This window comes from Klebsiella sp. GG_Kp146, from assembly GCF_040061975.1.
GTDB lineage: Bacteria > Pseudomonadota > Gammaproteobacteria > Enterobacterales > Enterobacteriaceae > Klebsiella > Klebsiella quasipneumoniae.
This window is the reverse complement of record NZ_JBEAHA010000003.1, coordinates 200,632-218,662: the sequence shown is the minus strand read 5'-3', so window position 1 is coordinate 218,662 and position 18,031 is coordinate 200,632. Positions and strand designations below refer to the sequence as shown.

General features: G+C 60.8%; 17 protein-coding genes. 5 read left to right on the top strand and 12 right to left on the bottom strand.

The annotated features are described in order from the left end of the window. Positions 1-9 precede the first annotated feature (9 nt). The 6 genes from ABLU95_RS05545 to adhP all read right to left on the bottom strand — a co-directional run bounded on the left by ABLU95_RS05545 (position 10) and on the right by adhP (position 7,213). Positions 10-996, bottom strand: a complete 987-nt coding sequence (locus ABLU95_RS05545; protein ID WP_348878991.1) for a putative FMN-dependent luciferase-like monooxygenase — start codon at positions 994-996, stop codon at positions 10-12. Next, a complete protein-coding gene (locus tag ABLU95_RS05540) occupies positions 996-2,612 on the bottom strand; it encodes an ABC transporter ATP-binding protein (protein WP_348878990.1) in 1,617 nt (538 codons plus the stop codon). Before ABLU95_RS05540 ends, ABLU95_RS05545 begins: the two co-directional genes overlap by 1 nt. After that, positions 2,609-3,457 carry an ABC transporter permease gene (locus ABLU95_RS05535; RefSeq protein ID WP_348878989.1) on the bottom strand — a complete coding sequence of 283 codons (849 nt, stop codon included), beginning with the start codon at positions 3,455-3,457 and terminating at the stop codon, positions 2,609-2,611. The genes ABLU95_RS05540 and ABLU95_RS05535 overlap by 4 nt, the downstream gene beginning before the upstream one ends. After that, positions 3,454-4,398 (bottom strand): ABC transporter permease, encoded by a 945-nt coding sequence (locus ABLU95_RS05530; RefSeq protein WP_023289836.1) that lies wholly within the window; start codon positions 4,396-4,398, stop codon positions 3,454-3,456. The genes ABLU95_RS05535 and ABLU95_RS05530 overlap by 4 nt, the downstream gene beginning before the upstream one ends. Before the next feature lie 10 nt (positions 4,399-4,408). After that, positions 4,409-6,031, bottom strand: coding sequence for a TIGR04028 family ABC transporter substrate-binding protein (locus tag ABLU95_RS05525; protein WP_032452998.1), 1,623 nt, complete (start codon positions 6,029-6,031; stop codon positions 4,409-4,411). Positions 6,032-6,202: 171 nt separating this feature from the next. After that, on the bottom strand, positions 6,203-7,213 hold the full coding sequence (adhP, locus tag ABLU95_RS05520) for an alcohol dehydrogenase AdhP (RefSeq protein ID WP_065881651.1): 1,011 nt from the start codon (positions 7,211-7,213) through the stop codon (positions 6,203-6,205). A 253-nt stretch (positions 7,214-7,466) separates the two neighbouring features. Here adhP and ABLU95_RS05515 point away from each other — a divergent pair, with 253 nt between their 5' ends. Next, the gene (locus ABLU95_RS05515) at positions 7,467-8,066 is read left to right on the top strand and encodes an inorganic diphosphatase (RefSeq protein WP_023289834.1); all 600 of its coding nucleotides are present in this window, start codon (positions 7,467-7,469) and stop codon (positions 8,064-8,066) included. A 143-nt stretch (positions 8,067-8,209) separates the two neighbouring features. Then, a complete protein-coding gene (locus ABLU95_RS05510) occupies positions 8,210-9,163 on the top strand; it encodes a helix-turn-helix domain-containing GNAT family N-acetyltransferase (RefSeq protein ID WP_348878986.1) in 954 nt (317 codons plus the stop codon). A 35-nt stretch (positions 9,164-9,198) separates the two neighbouring features. Here the strand turns inward: ABLU95_RS05510 and ABLU95_RS05505 are convergent, their stop codons facing one another. Together ABLU95_RS05505 and ABLU95_RS05500 are read right to left on the bottom strand one after the other, a co-directional pair. Beyond that, positions 9,199-10,911 carry an ABC-F family ATP-binding cassette domain-containing protein gene (locus ABLU95_RS05505; RefSeq protein ID WP_348878984.1) on the bottom strand — a complete coding sequence of 571 codons (1,713 nt, stop codon included), beginning with the start codon at positions 10,909-10,911 and terminating at the stop codon, positions 9,199-9,201. Positions 10,912-11,433: 522 nt separating this feature from the next. Then, positions 11,434-13,131: an NAD-dependent malic enzyme gene (locus tag ABLU95_RS05500; protein WP_180265891.1), complete on the bottom strand. Its 1,698-nt coding sequence runs from the start codon at positions 13,129-13,131 to the stop codon at positions 11,434-11,436. A 78-nt stretch (positions 13,132-13,209) separates the two neighbouring features. Between ABLU95_RS05500 and ABLU95_RS05495 the strand changes: the two genes are divergently transcribed. After that, the gene (locus tag ABLU95_RS05495; RefSeq protein WP_032425875.1) at positions 13,210-13,317 is read left to right on the top strand and encodes a hypothetical protein; all 108 of its coding nucleotides are present in this window, start codon (positions 13,210-13,212) and stop codon (positions 13,315-13,317) included. Here ABLU95_RS05495 and sra read toward each other — a convergent pair. Together sra and ABLU95_RS05485 are read right to left on the bottom strand one after the other, a co-directional pair. Beyond that, positions 13,314-13,454, bottom strand: a complete 141-nt coding sequence (sra, locus tag ABLU95_RS05490) for a stationary-phase-induced ribosome-associated protein (protein ID WP_012541615.1) — start codon at positions 13,452-13,454, stop codon at positions 13,314-13,316. The genes ABLU95_RS05495 and sra overlap by 4 nt on opposite strands. A 177-nt stretch (positions 13,455-13,631) precedes the next feature. Next, positions 13,632-14,483, bottom strand: coding sequence for a Vmh family MBL fold metallo-hydrolase (locus tag ABLU95_RS05485; protein ID WP_064157951.1), 852 nt, complete (start codon positions 14,481-14,483; stop codon positions 13,632-13,634). A gap of 114 nt (positions 14,484-14,597) precedes the next feature. Between ABLU95_RS05485 and ABLU95_RS05480 the strand changes: the two genes are divergently transcribed. After that, on the top strand, positions 14,598-15,491 hold the full coding sequence (locus ABLU95_RS05480) for a LysR family transcriptional regulator (RefSeq protein WP_049013668.1): 894 nt from the start codon (positions 14,598-14,600) through the stop codon (positions 15,489-15,491). A 67-nt stretch (positions 15,492-15,558) separates the two neighbouring features. Here ABLU95_RS05480 and ABLU95_RS05475 read toward each other — a convergent pair whose 3' ends face one another. Together ABLU95_RS05475 and ABLU95_RS05470 are read right to left on the bottom strand one after the other, a co-directional pair. Beyond that, positions 15,559-15,804 (bottom strand): YmjA family protein, encoded by a 246-nt coding sequence (locus tag ABLU95_RS05475; protein WP_004202643.1) that lies wholly within the window; start codon positions 15,802-15,804, stop codon positions 15,559-15,561. 189 nt (positions 15,805-15,993) lie between these two features. Further along, entirely contained in the window at positions 15,994-16,908 is a 915-nt protein-coding gene (locus ABLU95_RS05470) for an SDR family oxidoreductase (RefSeq protein WP_348878981.1), read from the bottom strand. A 654-nt stretch (positions 16,909-17,562) separates the two neighbouring features. Between ABLU95_RS05470 and ABLU95_RS05465 the strand changes: the two genes are divergently transcribed. Next, positions 17,563-17,748: a general stress protein gene (locus tag ABLU95_RS05465; protein WP_008804757.1), complete on the top strand. Its 186-nt coding sequence runs from the start codon at positions 17,563-17,565 to the stop codon at positions 17,746-17,748. Positions 17,749-18,031 lie beyond the last annotated feature (283 nt).

Sequence of the window (18,031 nt, the reverse complement as noted above, 5' to 3'; positions counted from 1 at the left end):
GGTGACTCCTTATCTGATGTGGGGGGCAATATGCTGAGCGATCAGCTCAATGGAACGCAGCGTATCCCGGTGCGAAGGCTCCACCGAGTGCACCTGGAACGAAACATCGGTGGCGCGGGCCAGCACGCTGTCCTGCGCCACGGAGGCAATAACATGCTCAGGATCGCCCACGTGGGCATCCAGCTGTTGCAGATAGTCAGTGACACTGTCACCTTCTATCAGATGACCCGCAGCCCGGTACTGTGCAGCCTGCTTGCGCAGGCCGGGTTCGGCGATCTGCAGGGCGTTGGCGTGACTGTCGGCGACGAAGGCGGTGCGCGAAGCGAGGATCCGCGGCGCAACGCCGTCCGGCAGCGCCGCCAGGTAGGCGTCGACGATCGGGTTCTGAATGGCGTCCAGCGGCAGGCGCGGCTCACCGGGCGGCCGGGGCTGCGTGCGCGACAGCATCAGCCCGTGCCCCGCCTGACCGGCGCGGATGGCGCCTTCCACCGAGAAGGTGGCGATCCAGATGCGCGCCGCCAGCTGCGGCGCGGGCGGATAGAGACGGTTGTCCGGGTGGCTGAGGGTGTCGCCGCGCCAGGCGCTGTGGATCAGGTGCAGATGGTCGGCAAACACCGCCCCGCGCTGCTCGCTGGTCAGGCCGAAGGGCAGAAACGACGTTGGCGTGCCGCCGGAACCAAATCCCACCTCCAGACGCCCGTCGGTGAGTAAATCCAGCACCGCCGCGTCTTCGGCGACGCGCAGCGGATTTTCCATGGGCAACGTGATAATCGCTGTGCCGAGGCGAATGCGGTCCGTCTGCGCCGCCACGTGGGCGAGAAACACCAGCGGGGAAGGCAGGCCGCCTTCCTGTTCATGAAAATGGTGCTGGGCAATCCATGCGCTGTCGAAGCCGACGCGCTCCGCGTGGCGGATCTGTTCGGCCGCCAGCCGGTAGCGCGTTTGTGCGGAGCCCTGATCGAGCAGACGGGTAAAAAAGCCGAGGCGTTTAGGCATTATGCGTTCTCCATGTGGGCCTGTGCCAGGCGTGGGGAAACCTGGGGAATGGCGGCGATCAGTTCGCGGGTGTAGGCCTGCTGCGGGGCGGCGAACAGGCGCCCAACGTCGCCATGCTCCACCACCTGGCCGGCGCGCAGCACTGTGACGCTGTCGGCAATCCGCCTCACCGTCGCCAGATCGTGGGTAATGAACAGGTAGCTCAGACCAAGCTGCTGCTGTAGCTGCTGCAGCAGGGCGAGGATCTGCGCCTGAACGGTGACGTCGAGCGCCGAGGTCGCTTCGTCAAGAACCAGTATCGCCGGCTCGAGGATCAGTGCCCGGGCAATCGCCACCCGCTGCCGCTGGCCGCCGGAAAGCTCCCGCGGCGTCCGCGACAGTAGCTCCGGGGCCAGCGCCACCCGGGCGGCGACGCTCTCCACACGCTGGCGACGCGTCGCCGCGCTGAGGCGCTCAAAGTTTTTTAACGGCTCTTCGATAATCGCAAACAGCGTCTGGCGCGGGTCGAGCGAAGCAAAGGGGTTCTGGTAGACGAACTGGATTTTGCGCCGCAGCTGACGCTGCGCCTCCCGGCTGAGATGCCCGGCGTCAATACCGTCGATGGTCACCTGTCCGGCGTCGGCGCGCTCGAAGCCCAGCAGGATCCGCGCCAGGGTGGTTTTCCCGGAGCCGGATTCGCCCACCAGCGCATGGGTGCAGCCGCGTTTGACCTCAAAGCTGACGCTGTCGAGCGCCTGCAGGGCCTGTTTGCCCAGCGAGAAGCGTTTGCTGATCCCTTCGACGCGAATGGCCGGCGTGGCCAGCGGACGGTGACGATCCGCCGTCAGCCTCAGCGGCGCGTCCTGCAGATCGTGGAGCAACTGGCGGGTGTAAGGGTGCTGCGGACGCCGGATAATCGCCTCGGTGGCACCCTGTTCCTGAATCTCGCCCTGGCGAAACACCATGATCCGGTCGGCGCGTTCGGCGGCCAGCGCCAGATCGTGAGTGACAAACAGCACGGCGGTTCCCGACTCGCACCGCAGGATGTCGAGCAGATCGAGAATGCGCTTTTGCACCGTAACGTCGAGGGCGCTGGTGGGCTCGTCGGCAATAATCAGATCCGGCTGCAGGGCGATGGCGATGGCGATCAGCACCCGCTGTTTCATCCCGCCCGACAGCTGATGCGGGTACTGGTCAAAACGCTGTTCCGGGTGGCTGAGCCCGACTTTAGCGAGCAGGTTGAGAACCTGCTGCCGGCGTTCGGCGGCGGAAAGGGACTGATGCAGCCGCAGGATCTCTTCCACTTGCTGACCAATGGTTTTTACCGGATTAAGCGAATTGCCGGGGTCCTGCGGCACCAGGCTGATGCTCACCCCGCGCAGGCGGTTCAGGCGTTTTGCCGACCAGTCGCTAATCACTTCGCCATTGAGGATAATCCGCCCGGCGTCGCGGCGGGCGTTATCCGCCAGCAGGCCGATAATGGCCTGCGCGGTTGTGGTTTTCCCCGAGCCGGATTCACCGACGAAGGCCAGCATTTCGCCGCGCTGAATGGAAAAGCTGACGTTATGCACCACTTCGCGCCATTCGCCCCGCGACCGGTAGCTGATGCGCAGATCTTCAACAGAGAGAACGGTCATGGGCGTACTCCACTCCACAGGCGGCTAAGACGATTGGCGGCAAGGACCACCGCGACCACGGCGAGGCCGGGGAAGGTGGTCAGCCACCAGGCGGTCGACAGGTAATTACGACCTTCGGCGATCAGTAATCCCCACTCCGGGACCGGCGGCGGGGTGCCGTAGCCAAGGAAGCTGAGGGTGGCCAGCGCCAGCATCGCCTGACCAAACTGCAGCGTGGCGAAGGCGAGTACCGCGGTGAGCGAGTTGGGCAGGATATGACGCCAGAAGATGGCGAGAAAGGTGCCGCCGCTGCCCCGGGCCGCCTCGACGTAATCACTGTGGCGCACGCGCACCACCTCCGCCCGCGCCAGGCGCGCGAAGCTGGCGATGGCCGCCACGCCGACCGCCACCGCCGCATTCACCGTGCCAAAACCCAGCAGAATGATCACCGTCAGCTGCAGCAGCAGGGAAGGGATAGCCAGCAGGACATCCACCAGGCGCATGATGGTTGATTCCACGCGGCCGGCCAGCGCCCCGGCGAGGGTGCCAAGGGCGGTGCCCACCACCAGACCGATGGCGACGGCGATCAGCGCCGCCGACAGAGAATGTACCGCGCCGTAAACCACCCGCGTCCACAGGTCGCGGCCCAGCTGGTCGGTACCCAGCCAGTGGTGCGCCTGTGGCGCCAGGCGCTGAGCGCCGGGGATCCCTTCCAGCGGGTTAGCGGAGGTAAACCACTGTGGGGCAAGGGCCATTAACAGGGCGGTGATCATCACCGCCCACGCCAGCCACAGGCCTGGCTGCAGACGCACTTTGCGCCACTCCGGGCGGCGGCGAACCGCGATGGCATAGTCGACCAGGCTCATTTCGCACCTCCGGTCTGTAATTGGAGTCGGGGATCCAGCCGCGGCATGACCAGGTCGACCAGCAGGTTGATCAGGACGAAACCGAGAGCCGAAATCATCACCACCGCCTGCAGCACGGCGATATCCTGGTTATTCACCGCCTGCTGGGTCAGCTGGCCGAGCCCGCTGCGGCCGAAGACGGTCTCGGTGATCAGCGCCCCGGCAATCAGCTCGCCCAGCAGCAGCCCGGCTATATTCAGCGCCGGCAGCAGGGCGTTACCCATCACATGGCGCCAGAGGACGCCGGTCTCGCTCATTCCCTTGGCGCGGGCGACCGCGACGAAGGGCTGAACCGCCACCTGATCCATGCTGCGCATCAGGATCTGCGCCAGCGGGGCGGAGATGGGCAGCGCGACGGCGATAACCGGTAAAATCAGCCCCTCCAGCGGACCGGGGTTGATCACCGGGATCCAGCGCAGCTGAAACGAAAAGAGCTGAATCAGGGCGATACCCAGCCAGAAGGTGGGCAGCGAAATAAACAGCACCGGCAGCGACTGCAGGAGGTTGCTGAGCCAGCGCAGCCCCGGCAGACGTGAGGCGAAAGCGAGGGCAAACGCCAGGATCACGGCCAGCAGGAAGGCCGGTAGGGCGAGGCTTAAGGTATCCGGCAGGTTGCTGGCAATCAGGCTACTGACCGCCAGACCCGCCTGCAGGGAATAGCCAAAGTCGCCGTGCAGCATCGCCAGCAGCGTGTGCAGGTACTGGCGCCACAGCGGGCTGTCGGCGCCGTAGGCCAGCCGCATGTCGGCGATTTGCGCCGGGCTCAGACCGAGGTCCGGGTTCTGAAACTTGATCAGCACCGCATCCCCCGGCAGCACCTGCAGCAGGAAAAAGGTGAGGGTAAACGCCGCCCACAGGACCAGCAGCCCCTGGCCGAACCGTCGCAGAAGATAAGCGCTCATATCCGGCCTCTTAGTGTTTATCCAGCCAGGCGCCGTAGAACGACGGACGCCCGACGGCTTCGAAGCTGACGCCTTTCACCCACGGCGCGCCGGCGAACACCTGCGGCTCTTCGAAAATGGGGATCACATAGGCGTTATCGATCAGATAGCGCTGGGCATCGCCGGTTAACTGCAGGCGCTGCTGCGGCTCCACCGCCGCGGAGATGCCGGTCAGCAGGTCGTTCAGCTTATCATCGCGGAAGTGCTGCACTTTATCGCTGGAGCCGCCTTTCTGCAGCAGCGCGTCACGGTTGTTAGGAAAGAACATGCTTTTCACTACATCCGGGTCGGCGCGGCCCACTTCCGAGACGGTGAGCGGGGTTTTCTGCGGGTCGAGGTTGTCGAGCGTCCGGCTGCCGGCGTCCCCGGCTTTGACCGTTAACGCTACCCCCACCTGGCGCCATTGCTGGGCGATCAGCTGCAGCACTTCTTTATTCTGCGGCTGCGGGAGCGACTCATAGACCGTCAGCGCCAGCCGCTGCCCGTCTTTGCTGCGAATGCCGTCGGCGGCGGGTTTCCAGCCGGCCTCATCCAGCAACTGCCGGGCTTTGGCCTGGTCGAAGGTGAGCTTATCGCTCAGATTGACATAGCCGGCGGCGGAGCTGGCCAGCACGGAGGTGGCTTGCGGGTAGTTAGCGGAGAACAGCGTCTCCACCACCTGCCGGGCGTTGGTGGCATGGAGCAGGGCCTGGCGCACCCGCAGGTCGGCGACCAGTGGGTTATCCGGGCGGAAGCTGAGGCTGTCGTTGACCCCGCGGGTAGGCGCGGCGTAGACCGTAAATCCCTGATCGGTCGCCTGCTTTTCATCGTAGGCCTGCACCTGGCGAATAAAGCCCGCCTGGCCCGCCAGCAGCGCGCCGATGCGCACGCTGTCTTCCGGGGTCACGATATAGGTGATGCCGTCGAGGTTAGCGGGGCCCTGCTGGGCGATGTTTTTCGGCCCCCACTGATAATCCTTGCGCGCCACCAGCGTCAGCTCGCGGCCCGGTTTTTCATCCTGCACCACGAAGGGACCGGAGCCGATGATGTGCCGGGCATCGCCCAGCTCCTCGAAATTGCGCTGCAGGGTGCTGAGGGAGACCAGGCCGGAGCCGATGGTGGCGGTCCCCTGCAGGAAGCCCGGCGACGGCTTGTTGAAGTAGAATTTCACCGTCAGCGGGTCGATCACTTCGCTGCGCTGGTAGTTATTGATCACCTCCGAGACGGGCAGGCGATGGGCTTTATCCCCCAGCCCATAGGTGTCGAAGTTTTTGGCGACCGCGGCGGCGTCCAGCGGCGTGCCATCCGAGAAGGTGACCCCTTTTCGCAGGTGGAAAGTGTACTCGGTTTTATCGGCATTGCTGGTCCAGCTTTCGGCGATCCACGGCTCAATCTCCAGCGTTTTCGGGTTCTGCCAGGTCAGCTTGTCGGTGATCTGATTGAGTATGCCGCCATTGGGATAAAAGCCGCCGGCGGGTGGATAGAGATTGGTGTGCGGTTGCTGCTCCAGATAAATCAAGGTACCGCCTTTAACCGGCGTGTCGGCGGCCCAGACGGAAAAGGCGCCGGAGAGAAACAGCGCGGCCAGCGCGGGCAGGCGAAAATGACGATGCATGGTGAATTCCTTTGTTATCTATTGTGTTGCCATCATCGGGCGCGGCTAAAAACAAAGGAACCAAGGAATTGCGCTAAGCATTTGCGGAAATTGCATTTACTTTACGCGGCGGGAAGCGAGGGGAAGCGCGAAAGGAGAAGCGCCTCGCCCGGGCGGGAGAGGCGCTGGCGATTAGCTACGCAGATCGATAACCATACGGCCGCGGATCTGACCTTGCTCCATCTCTTTGAAGATGGCATTGATATCTTCCAGCGGACGCAGGGTGACTTTCGGCACCACTTTGCCTTCGGCGGCGAACTGGAACGCTTCCACCAGATCCTGACGGGTGCCGACCAGCGAGCCGACCACCTCGATACCGTCGAGTACCAGACGTGGAATATCGAGGCTCATCGCCTCTGGCGGCAGGCCTACCGCCACCACGCGGCCGCCGGCGCGAACGGCATCCACCGCCGAGTTAAAGGCCGCTTTGGCCACCGCGGTCACCACCGCAGCGTGGGCGCCGCCGGTTTTTTCCTGAATCACTTTCGCCGCATCTTCATTGCGCGAGTTGATGGTCAGGTCAGCGCCCATCGACGCCGCCAGCTCCAGCTGGCCGTCGTTGACGTCGATAGCGATCACTTTGGCGTTAAAGACATTCTTGGCATACTGCAGCGCCAGGTTGCCCAGCCCGCCGAGGCCGTAGATAGCGATCCACTGGCCCGGCTTGATGTGGGAGACCTTAACGGCTTTGTAGGTGGTGACCCCAGCGCAGGTAATGCTGCTGGCGGCGGCGGAGTCGAGGCCGTCCGGGACTTTAACCGCGTAGTTGGCGGTGACGATGCACTCTTCCGCCATGCCGCCGTCGACGGTATAGCCAGCGTTTTTCACCGAGCGGCACAGCGTCTCGTTGCCGCTGTTACAGTAATCGCAGTGGCCACAGCCTTCGAAGAACCACGCCACGCTGGCGCGATCGCCCGGCTTCAGGGAGGTGACGCCAGGGCCGACTTGTTGTACTACCCCGATCCCTTCATGACCGAGGATAACGCCGGTTTTATCGCCAAAATCGCCGTTTTTCACGTGCAGGTCAGTATGACACACGCCGCAGCATTCCATTTTCAACAGCGCTTCGCCGTATTCCAGCGGGCGCAGCGTTTTTTCCGTAACGTTAACCTGATGGTCGTGAGTAACAACAGCTGCCTTCATGCCTGTCTCCTTGAGAGGGGATTGATTAATTTTATTAATGCAATATTACCCAATAAGGATTAGACGCTATGGAGAAAAAAACAAGGCGCTTTAGTACAGGATGTGGTTTTTTGCTACAGTCGTAGCACAAAATTCAGACAATACCTCTAATTTTGGTAGGTAATAATAGTGTCACGGAATGGTCATGTTTTCTTCATCACCCAACTCTATTGTTTTGCGCATCAATTTCTTATAACAACAGAGTGATACAACAATGCATCTGGTCAAAACGCTCCTCACCGCCGGTCTGCTTTTTTCCGCCGCCGCGCAGGCTCACAATGTGCTGGAATTCCCGCAGCCGGAAAACAATCCGGAAGAGTTTTACGCGGTCACCGAGATCCCGGCAGGCGGGATCATTAAGTATGAAACCGACGCTAAAACGGGGTTTATCGTCGCCGACCGCTTTCAGTCGATGCCGGTGGCTTACCCGGCGAACTACGGTTCGTTAACCCAGTCGCTGGCCGGGGATGGCGACCCGCTGGACGTGGTGTTTTACACCCGCGCGCCGATGGCCCCGGGCACGCTGATTAAGCTGCGGCCGATCGGCGTTCTTAAGATGATAGACGGCGGTGAGAAAGACGACAAAATCATCGCCGTCCCGGCCAGTAAAATTGATCCGACCTATGACGACATTCAGACCATCACCGATCTGCCGAAAATCGAGCAGCAGCGGCTGGAGGCCTTCTTCCGGGTCTACAAAGAACTACCAGAGGGGCGGAAAAAGGTCGAGCTGGCCGGTTTTAATGATGCGGCCGCCGCGAAGCAGGAGATCAAATCGGCCTGGGAGGCCTGGAAGGCGAAGAACCCGCAATAATACTTATCGCGGGCGCAGTCCGGCGCCCGCGGCACGCCATCATCCGATACGCTACCTTGCCATGCTGGATAGTTTATCCTCTTGACGCGGCCTGAAGTAAATGGTTGTATTATACAACTATCTACTTCACTGGACGCCTCACTATGTCTGACACGCCTTTAATCCAACAAATTCGAACGGCCTCGCGATTAATGGTGCGCGAGCTGGGTTTTATGAACACCACGCTGGCCGCCACCCACTATTCACCCTCGGCGGTGCATACCCTGCTGGAGGTGTCGGTCAGGGGGACGATAACCGCCGCGCAGCTGGTCACATTGCTCGGGCTGGAAAAATCGAGCGTCAGCCGGATGGTCGCCCGTCTGCTGGCCGCCGGAGAGCTGGAGGAGCGCCCCTGCGCGGAGGACGCGCGGTCTAAATCGCTGGCGCTGACCGCGAAAGGGTACGACACGGTGGCAACGATTAACGCCTACGGTACCCGCCGGGTGGTGGAGGCGTTAGCGCATCTCGATGAGACGCAGCAGCGGACCGTCGCCAGCGGACTGGCGGCCTATGCTCAGGCGCTGGCGCAGTGTCGGGATGCTGCGCTTGCGGAAACGACGCCGCAAATTTCGCTGGTGACCGGCTATCAGCCGGGGGCGATCGGCCGGATAGCCCAGATGCACGGGGAGTATTACGCCCGGCACCATGATTTCGGCGCTTTTTTTGAAGGCAAGGTTGCCAGCGGCGTCGCGGAATTCGCCACCCGGCTTTCCTCGCCGGTCAACCAGATCTGGCTGGCGATGCGCGAGGGGAAGATTGTCGGTTCGGTGGCGATCGATGGCGAGGATCTCGGCCAGCAGCAGGCGCATCTGCGCTGGTTCATTCTCGATGACAGCTGCCGGGGAACCGGCATTGGCAGGCGGCTGCTCAGTGAGGCGATGGCTTTCTGCGATAGTCGTCAGTTCAGCGCCGTTCAGCTGTGGACGTTTAAAGGTCTAGACGCGGCCCGCAAACTGTATGAGTCCTTTGGCTTCACGTTAACCCGCGAATGGCAGGGGGACCAGTGGGGAAAGATGATGACCGAGCAGCAGTTTACCCGGCCAGGAAACGCCGGCTAAGGGCGTGGTGCCTTAGCCGGCGGGGAGCGCGAAGATTACGCCAGCTGGTTAAGCAGCAGGGCGATCTCCTCTCGCCACTGGGTCTGTAGCGAGGGCTTTTGATGTTTCGGCTTACGGGCCATATCGTCCGCCAGCCATTGCTCCAGGGCTATCAGGCGCGTCAGCAGCGCCTCTTCATCATCAGCCGCGAGTGACGGCTCCTGGGATGAGGAGGCCGCCGTCAGGGTGGGGATCTGTGCCTGCAGACGGGCATAGACCTCCTCCAGACTGTGCCACTCCGTTAACCCGGCGCTGTCGATCAGCCAGAAGCGGTTACAGCTTTCGCTAATAAGCTGGCGGTCATGACTGACCAGCAGCACGCCGCCGGGATAGTCGCGGAGCGTCTGCGCCAGCGCCGCTTTGCCCTCCATATCCAGATGGTTGGTGGGTTCATCCAGCAGCAGCAGGCTGTAGCGCGCCAGCGACAGGCCGACGAACAGCAGCCGCGACCGCTCGCCGCCGCTGAGGGTGCAGACCTTCTGTCCATGCCTCGCCCAGCCAAACCCGGCGGCGATCAGCGCCCGTTTACGGGTGTCCGCCGACGGGGCGAAGGGCGTCAGGGCGTCGAGCAGGCTGGCCTCGTCCGGCAACTGCGCCAGGGTCTGGTCGTAGTACCCGGGGTGAAGCCGGGGGTGCAGACGCAGCCCCGGAAGCGGCGATGCGTCGTTCATCTGCTGCCACAGCAGGCGCAGCAAGGACGATTTCCCGCCGCCGTTGCGGCCCATGATGGCCACGCGATCGCCGCTGCGCAGTCGCGCCACGCCGGTGGTGAACAGGGCCGGCAGTCCCGGCGCGGGAGCCACCGGCAGCCTGTCCATCTCCAGCAGGCGGTCCGCCGGCAGGGCGTCCCCCTGCAACACCAGGCGCCACGGCGGGCCGATGCTGAGCTCGGTCTGCTCGTCTTTCAGGCGGGCGACCTGCTTCTCCATCTGTTTGGCTTTGCGGGCGAGATCTTCGTTGTCATACACCCGCCCCCAGGTGGCCAGCCGCCGGGCGCTGGCGCTGACCCGGTCGATCTCTTTTTGCTCCGCCTTATGACGTAACGCGGCGCTTTCATCCTGCTCCTGCAGTGCCTGACGGGCAGCGCTGCAGGGCAAGGCGAAGCTGTGCAGCGTCTGGTCGCGGAGGATCCAACTGGCATTAGTTACAGCATCCAGTAAAGCGTTGTCGTGTGACACCAGCACGAAGCTCCCCTGCCAGGTTTGCAGGAAGCTTTCCAGCCACAGCAGGGTGGGCAGATCGAGATGGTTGCCGGGCTCATCCAGCAGCAGCAGGTCAGGCTGGCGGATCAGCGCCCGGGCCAGCAGCAGGCGCGTATGCTGTCCGCCGCTCAGGGTGCTGGTTTGCTGCTCCATCACCGCCGGCGTGAAGCCCATCTGCGCCAGCAGGCGTTCGGCCAGCCAGCGCTGTGCTTCCCGCGCGTCCGCGGGTAACAGGGCCAGCACCGCCTGCAGCAGCGACTGCGAACGCAGCGCCTCCGGCAGATGCTGTTCAACGCGGGCCATCAGACACTGACCGGCGAGTGAGACGCTGCCCGAGGTGGGCGCGAGGGTGCCGTCCAGCACCTGCAGCAGGGTGCTTTTGCCGCAACCGTTATGGCCGATGAGACCGATACGGTCGCCTTTCTTCAGGGTGAAGGAGAGGGTATTAAACAGCGGCCCGAAGGCAGTCTCCACGTGGAGCGCATGGGCAGTTAGTAATGTACTCATAGTCAACTTACTCAAGAGTTACAGGCATGCAAATGCCTCGTCAAAACTCGCTGACGATAACCCGGTAAGCCGGAGAGAAGGGATTCTGTGAAGGGTCTTCGCTCAAGCCAAAGTTATCGCAGCACGATACCGATAACGCTTGAGCTGGCGCCATTGCCTAAGGCATGTGAAACAATAAACATTTCACAATACAGCATGGGGGGCCTCCTTTTATATTCAGTAAGTGAATGGGTGATGGCAGTGTAGTGGGGAAAGGAAAAGCGCGCCAGTGACAAAACTGGCAGGGTGTGGAGAAGCGTCGGATATCGATTGTCCCGCCCCGCGCGGCTGCAGTTTCTGCCTGCGGATCGTCTGCTAGGGGGCAGAGGCCATGATTTTGCGTGGCACAGGGCGCGCGGCAAATGCTATCTGGTTTCTATTTTTACGATAAATGAATATGGGCGAAAAAGGCGTATCTGTGGCGGGGAATATTATCCGGACGCTATTAATAACCGGGCCGATCGTGCGGCCCGGTGAGCGCGATTAAATTGAGGTGCGGCGGTAATTACGATATTCCGGCAGCCAGAAATTATCGCTGATGGACTGCAGCAGCGCTTCCGCGGACGTTTTCACCGCCACGCCCTGCTCCTGAGCCACCTTACCGACCGCGAAGGCAATCGCCCGCGAGACGGTCTGGATATCCTTCAACTCCGGCAGAACCGGACCTTCGCCGTTGTTCACCAGCGGCGAGTGTTTCGCCAGGGTTTCGCTGGCGGCCATCAGCATCTCGTCGGTGACCCGCGAAGCGCCGGAGGCGATCACCCCCAGACCAATGCCCGGGAAGATATAGGAGTTGTTGCACTGGGCGATGGGATACTGTTTGCCTTTCACGGTCACCGGGGCAAACGGGCTGCCGGTGGCGACCAGCGCCTCGCCGTCGGTCCAGCTCAGGATATTCTGCGGCGTGGCTTCCACCCGTGACGTTGGGTTGGAGAGCGGCATCACGATCGGCCGCGGGCAATGCTTGTGCATCTCGCGGATAATCTCTTCCGTGAACAGCCCCGGCTGACCCGAAACGCCGATCAGGATGTTCGGTTTCACGTTGCGCACCACGTCCAGCAGGGACAGCACATCGTTAGTGGTATCCCAGTCCTGCAGATGTTCACGCTTCTGCACCAGCTTGTTCTGGAACGGCAGCAGATTAGGCATGCCGTCGGTTAACAAGCCGAAGCGGTCAACCATAAATACGCGCTGACGGGCCTCTTCTTCACTGAGTCCTTCGCGGACGATCTGGGCGATAATTTGCTCGGCGATGCCGCAGCCGGCGGAGCCCGCCCCGAGGAAGACGATTTTCTGTTCGCTCAGCTGGCTGCCGGCGCCGCGGCTGGCGGCGATCAGCGTCCCGACGGTGACCGCCGCGGTGCCCTGAATATCGTCGTTAAAGGAGCAGATCTCATTGCGGTAGCGGTTGAGCAGCGGCATGGCGTTCTTCTGCGCAAAGTCTTCAAACTGCAGCAGCACGTCCGGCCAGCGGGCTTTAATCGCCTGGATCACATCGTCAACGAACTGATAGTACTCGTCGTCGGTAATACGCGGATGACGCCAGCCCATATACAGCGGATCGTCCAGCAGCTGCTGGTTGTTTGTCCCGACGTCCAGCACGATGGGCAGGGTGTAAGCCGGGCTGATGCCGCCGCAGGTGGTGTACAGCGACAGTTTACCGATCGGGATCCCCATCCCGCCGATCCCCTGGTCGCCGAGGCCGAGGATACGCTCGCCATCGGTCACCACAATCACTTTGACATTATGGTTCGGGACGTTTTGCAGAATGTCGTCAAGGTTATGGCGATTCTGGTAGGAGATAAAGACGCCGCGGGCGCGACGGTAAATCTCGGAGAAACGTTCGCAGGCGGCGCCCACCGTCGGGGTATAGATAACCGGCATCATCTCTTCGAGATGGTTGCCAATCAGGCGATAGAAAAGGGTCTCGTTGGTGTCCTGGATATTACGCAGGTAAATGTGTTTGTCGATTTCTGTTTTGAATCCCTGATACTGGATCCAGGCGCGTTCCGCTTGCTCTTCGATGGTTTCAACCACTTCCGGCAGCAGGCCAAGCAGGTTGAAACTGCTGCGCTCTTCCATACTGAAGGCGCTGCCCTTGTTGAGCAGAGGGAATTCAAGCAGAACGGGGCCCGCGTAGGGGATGTACAGGGAACGGTTTTTCTTATGGGTAAATTGCATCGCACTAACTCCTTGATCGTGTCCACAGTCCCGGCGCGGCGATAAGCGAAGGGCGGGTGGAAAAGCAGCGGGCAGAGTATAGAGCAGAAGGTCTTCAAGCGGGTAAACAAGCCGTCAATTGCCATAAAAAAACACCATCCTGGCAACAGGACGGTGTTGTTTATCATCACTCAGGCTGAAAATTAACCACCGCGGCGTTTGCGGCCGGTAGCATGGATATGGTTGAGGGTGGTTTCTTCATCGCCTTCCAGCACCACTTTTTTCTGCTGGGAAAGCTTGTAGTTCAGACCGAGAAGATGACGTGCCTGATGGTTCGATTTCATTCTGACTCCTTTATCCTGTTCTGGTTTCAAGGGCAAACCCGGTGGTGACCGGATGAAATGTAACCCAAAGTTGGCCGCACGTTTTTTATGCGGCCTCAGGTAGGGTGGTCCATTTTCAGGGCAATAGCAACCTTAGCGCGCCAGATTAAGAACAGTCTCCCTCGCGCAGCGCCGGCATTACCACTTCATCTCGCCGGTGTTAACTTTGGCGCTAAGCTCCAGCGAGCTGGTTTCCGCCAGCCCCGGCCACTGCGTCTCCATGGCCTTGATCACCCCGGCGGAATCCTTATGTGTCTTCAGCGCCTGCTCAAACTGCTGGAGGTAGGTTTTTGTAAAGCGCACCGCGCTGTCACCCTCCGGCGGCGTGCCGAGGTAATGCCCCGGGATCACCTGCTGCGGGTGCAGGGCAATCATCTGGTCCAGCGTAGTGCGCCACTGCTGGCGACTGGCCGGCGTCTGGGTGTCGGCGGTCCAGAGATGCATGCCCCACGCCACGCCGGTGCCGCCGAGGATCGTTTTGTTCGCCCGGATCCAAACGAACGCCGCGTAGTCATGCGGCTGCATAATCGTCACTGTTTCGCCATCGATGGTAAAGCTGTTGGCTTTCAGCGCCTGCGGGACGTATACCTGCGTCGGCGCGCCGTCTTTCATCTGCGGGCCCCAGTACGCCAGCTTTGCCGCTTTGGTGGCTTCAATATGTTTAACCACTTCCGGCGTGGCGACCACTTCCGCCTGCGGGAAGGCTTTCACCAGCGGCTCAAGGCCAAAGTAGAAGTCAGGATCGCCGGAGGTGATCACAATCCGCGACAGCGGTTTGCCGTTTTTCTTGATCATGTCCACCAGCTTTTCGCCGTCTTTGACGCTGAACTGGGCGTCAAACAGCACCGCTTCATGCGGGCCGGAAACGAGGGTGGAGTTGACGGCAAAAATACCTTTCTCCTGAGGGTTGTAAGTCTGCAGCGTCAGCGGTGCCGCGAAGACCGCGCCGCTGAACAGGGCGGTGGCAATAGCAAGGGCAGATAATTTCATCATTTATTCTCAGTCACAGGGGAATGCGTAGCATTGTACGGATTTCGCTATTTGATAGAATTCCTGAAATAAGAGATGCTGAGTTTCATAAATCGTGCAGATGAAGGAGGCGTGATGGACAGGGTGATTGCGGCGCAGGTATATCTGCGGATTTGCGAACTGGGAAGCCTCAGCGCCGCGGCGCGCGCGCTGGGGATGTCGCGCCCGATGGTCAGCCGCTATCTGGAACAGATGGAGAGCTGGGCCGGCGCCCGGCTGATCCATCGCTCAACCCGGCGGCTGACGCTGACCCCGGCGGGGGAGAAGGTGTTGCTCAAGACCCGCGGGTTGACGCGGATCGCCGATGAAATCGCCGGCGAGCGCCAGCGGGCCGACCCCAGCGGCACGCTGCGGGTGGCGTGCGCGCATTTTACCGCGATGCAGCTGATCTCCCCGCTGCTGCCGGACTTTCTCGCTCGCTATCCGCTGTTGCGCCTGGAGCTGGATATCAATAACCATCCGGTCAGCCTGATCGGCGAGCGCATCGACGTGGCCATTCGCATTACCGATAATCCGGAGGCCGGGGCTATCGCTCGCCGTCTCGGCGTGTGCCGGTCGCTACTCTGCGCTGCGCCGCGCTGGCTCCGCCAGCATGGTCCGCTGACGACGCTTGACGATCTGCAACAGCATAACTGCCTGTTATACAGCCATTTTGCCGGCCAGCGCTGGCAGTTCAGCGATGCGCAGGGGCAGGAGGCGTCGGTGGCGGTGAACGGTAATCTGAGCGCGGGGATCTCTTCCTTGCTGCTGGAGGCGGCGGTCGCCGGGTGCGGCATCGCGATGCTCCCCGAACTGGAGGCGCGGGGCGCGATTGCCAGCGGCGCGCTGGAGGTGGTGCTGCCTGACTGGACGCCGAAGGCGCTGAGCGTTTACGGCATCTATCTTTCCCGCGACTATCAGCCCGATGGGCTGCCGCTGTTTCTGGATGCGCTGCAGCGACGTCTGGGGGAAACGCTCGCCGATGCCTGAGCAGCGGCGTCGCCTTCAGCGGCAACACCGGCGGGCGGCGGCCCTGCCGGTGAGCTGACGATAAGACTTACTCGTTGCCCCACTGATTGAGGAAGTTAGCGATATCGTCAATACGGCGCTCGTCAATGGCCGCCTCGCGGGCCATCTCCTGCTGCGCTTCTTCGTCGATCTCTTCGTTATTGGTTAACCGCGCAATCAGCAGCTGAAAATAGCGCGCCAGCGCATCGCGTTCCTCATCCTTAACCGGGGCAGCCGCTTCGGTCTCGTATTCGTCCACGATGTCATAAAATTTCAGGGGGATGTCATTACTCATCTGTCGTCCTCAGGATTGGCGTCAGGGCCGGGGTTAGCGCACAGCGGCGGGCGAGTATCATAGCATGCAGCCGGTAGGCTGCAGGAGAGGAAAAATCGCCGCGCCGGCGAGGCGAGAGGGCAGATACCAATCCCCGGGGGCGGAGGGTAAAACCGGCGCGCGATGTCGCACGCCGGTCTGCCGGGAGGCTTAGACTACCCCGTCCCCACCGTCAGAGCACCAAACCTGGCCGGAGGTATAAGAGCAGGCATCGGATGCCAGGGTGACGTACAGCGGGGCGATCTCGACCGGCTGTCCCGGACGCCCCATCGGCGTGTCCTTCCCGAACTGTTTCACTTTCTCGTCCGGCTGACCGCCGCTGGACTGCAGTACCGTCCAGTAAGGGCCTGGCGCCACGGCGTTGACGCGAATGCCGCGTTTTGCCACCTGTTTGGCCAGCGATTTAGTGAAGATCGCCAGGCAGGCTTTGGTCTGGGCGTAATCGAGCAGGATCGGACTGGGTTTATAGGCCTGCACCGAGGTGGTGTTGATGATCGCGCTCCCGGCCTGGAGATGGGGCAGCGCGGCGCGGGTGATCCAGAACGGCGCGTAGACATTGGTTTTAAAGGTGGCGTCAAAGTCTTCGGTGGTGAGCTCCTCGAGAGTCTCACAATATTGCTGACGCCCGGCGTTATTGACCAGGATGCTCAGGCCACCCAGCTGTTCCACCGCATCGGTCACCAGCGACTGACAGAAGGACTCGGAGCGAATATCCCCCGGCAGGGCCACCGCGGTGCGGCCTTCGGCTTTAATCAGGGCGATGACTTCATCGGCATCCTCTTGCTCTTCCGGCAGATAGCTTATGGCGACATCGGCCCCTTCGCGGGCAAAGGCGATCGCCACCGCGCGGCCAATGCCGGAGTCACCGCCGGTAATGAGCGCTTTCTTACCGGCCAGCCGCCCGGTGCCGGTGTAGCTGGTTTCCCCATGGTCCGGTGACGGCTCCATTTCCGCATCCAGACCCGGCGGGTTTTGTTCTTGCTCCGGGAACTCCGGACGTGGAGCCGTCTCTTCTGGCAACATGGAGGTGGGTAATTTCTTCATTGGCGGTTTTTCATCTTGCATAGTCATCTCCTTCAGACAGAACGGGCCAGCTGTAAGGATAGGTCAGGTTCCCCTATCGCCAGACCCCGGGCGACTCGCCCAGGGCCAGTGAATGCCCGGGAAAAGAGGTACTGTTATTTCTTAACCGACTGATCCCCGGCGTATTTAAGTGAATAGCGCTGCGTTAATATCGCTGGGGTTAAATTAGGATTATTCCATCAATATTTAACGTGGCTGGGCTATTTTTCTCCCCGGGAAAAATTTTTTAAAGACGGAGAGGAAGACGCGTCGTGAAAAAGGGAATATTAAGTTAACCGCTACGCATGGCTAATAAAGCCATGCCTCTTAGGTGGTATTTTTTGAAAGGGTGGCTGTCCGGGAGTGGAAGAAATATTTATTCATCACTTTATTTTCATTTGTTTACAAACGAGGATCGCTGTCCGCAGAGCAGACCATAATGGGCATATAATCCAAAGCGAAGAAGGAGTTGCAGAAAGATTAATTTTTAGTGCCGCTTCGCTGTCGTTAATTTATTTATTGGTAACGCTGATTAATGGCCGGAATTAATTTGACTCCTGCGGGTATTCCTCTAGTGTTAGACATCGAGGGCGATGATTTGTAACAGGGTCATTTTCCATTTACCAACCGATATTGATCAAACCAAAGGTGAACATTATGGCAGAGCATAGAGGCGGTTCAGGTAATTTTGCAGAAGATCGTGAAAAAGCATCCGAAGCCGGGCGTAAAGGTGGACAGCACAGCGGCGGGAACTTTAAAAATGATCCTGAGCGTGCATCCGAAGCCGGTAAAAAGGGTGGTAAGAACAGTCATGGCGGCGGCCGTAAAGCCGGCGACAGCTAGCGACTGATGACCCGTGACGCCGTTTCGACGGCGTCAGGACAGAAACCTGTGGGCCAGGCGGTCCGCAGGTTTCTGTTTATTTGCGTACGCTTTCACTTACCCATCGTCTATTGTCCGCAACGGAAGAAAAGGAGCAGGATAATTAAATTATAGCAACCTTAATAATTAAGCGCTGTTTACCGCAACGGCAATGTGCCGGCGAAGCGGTAAGGGCGAGTAAATGACGGCACTGTTTTTATGGCTGCGGAAAGGGAAGATATTGTCAGCCGGGTATTAACCGCCG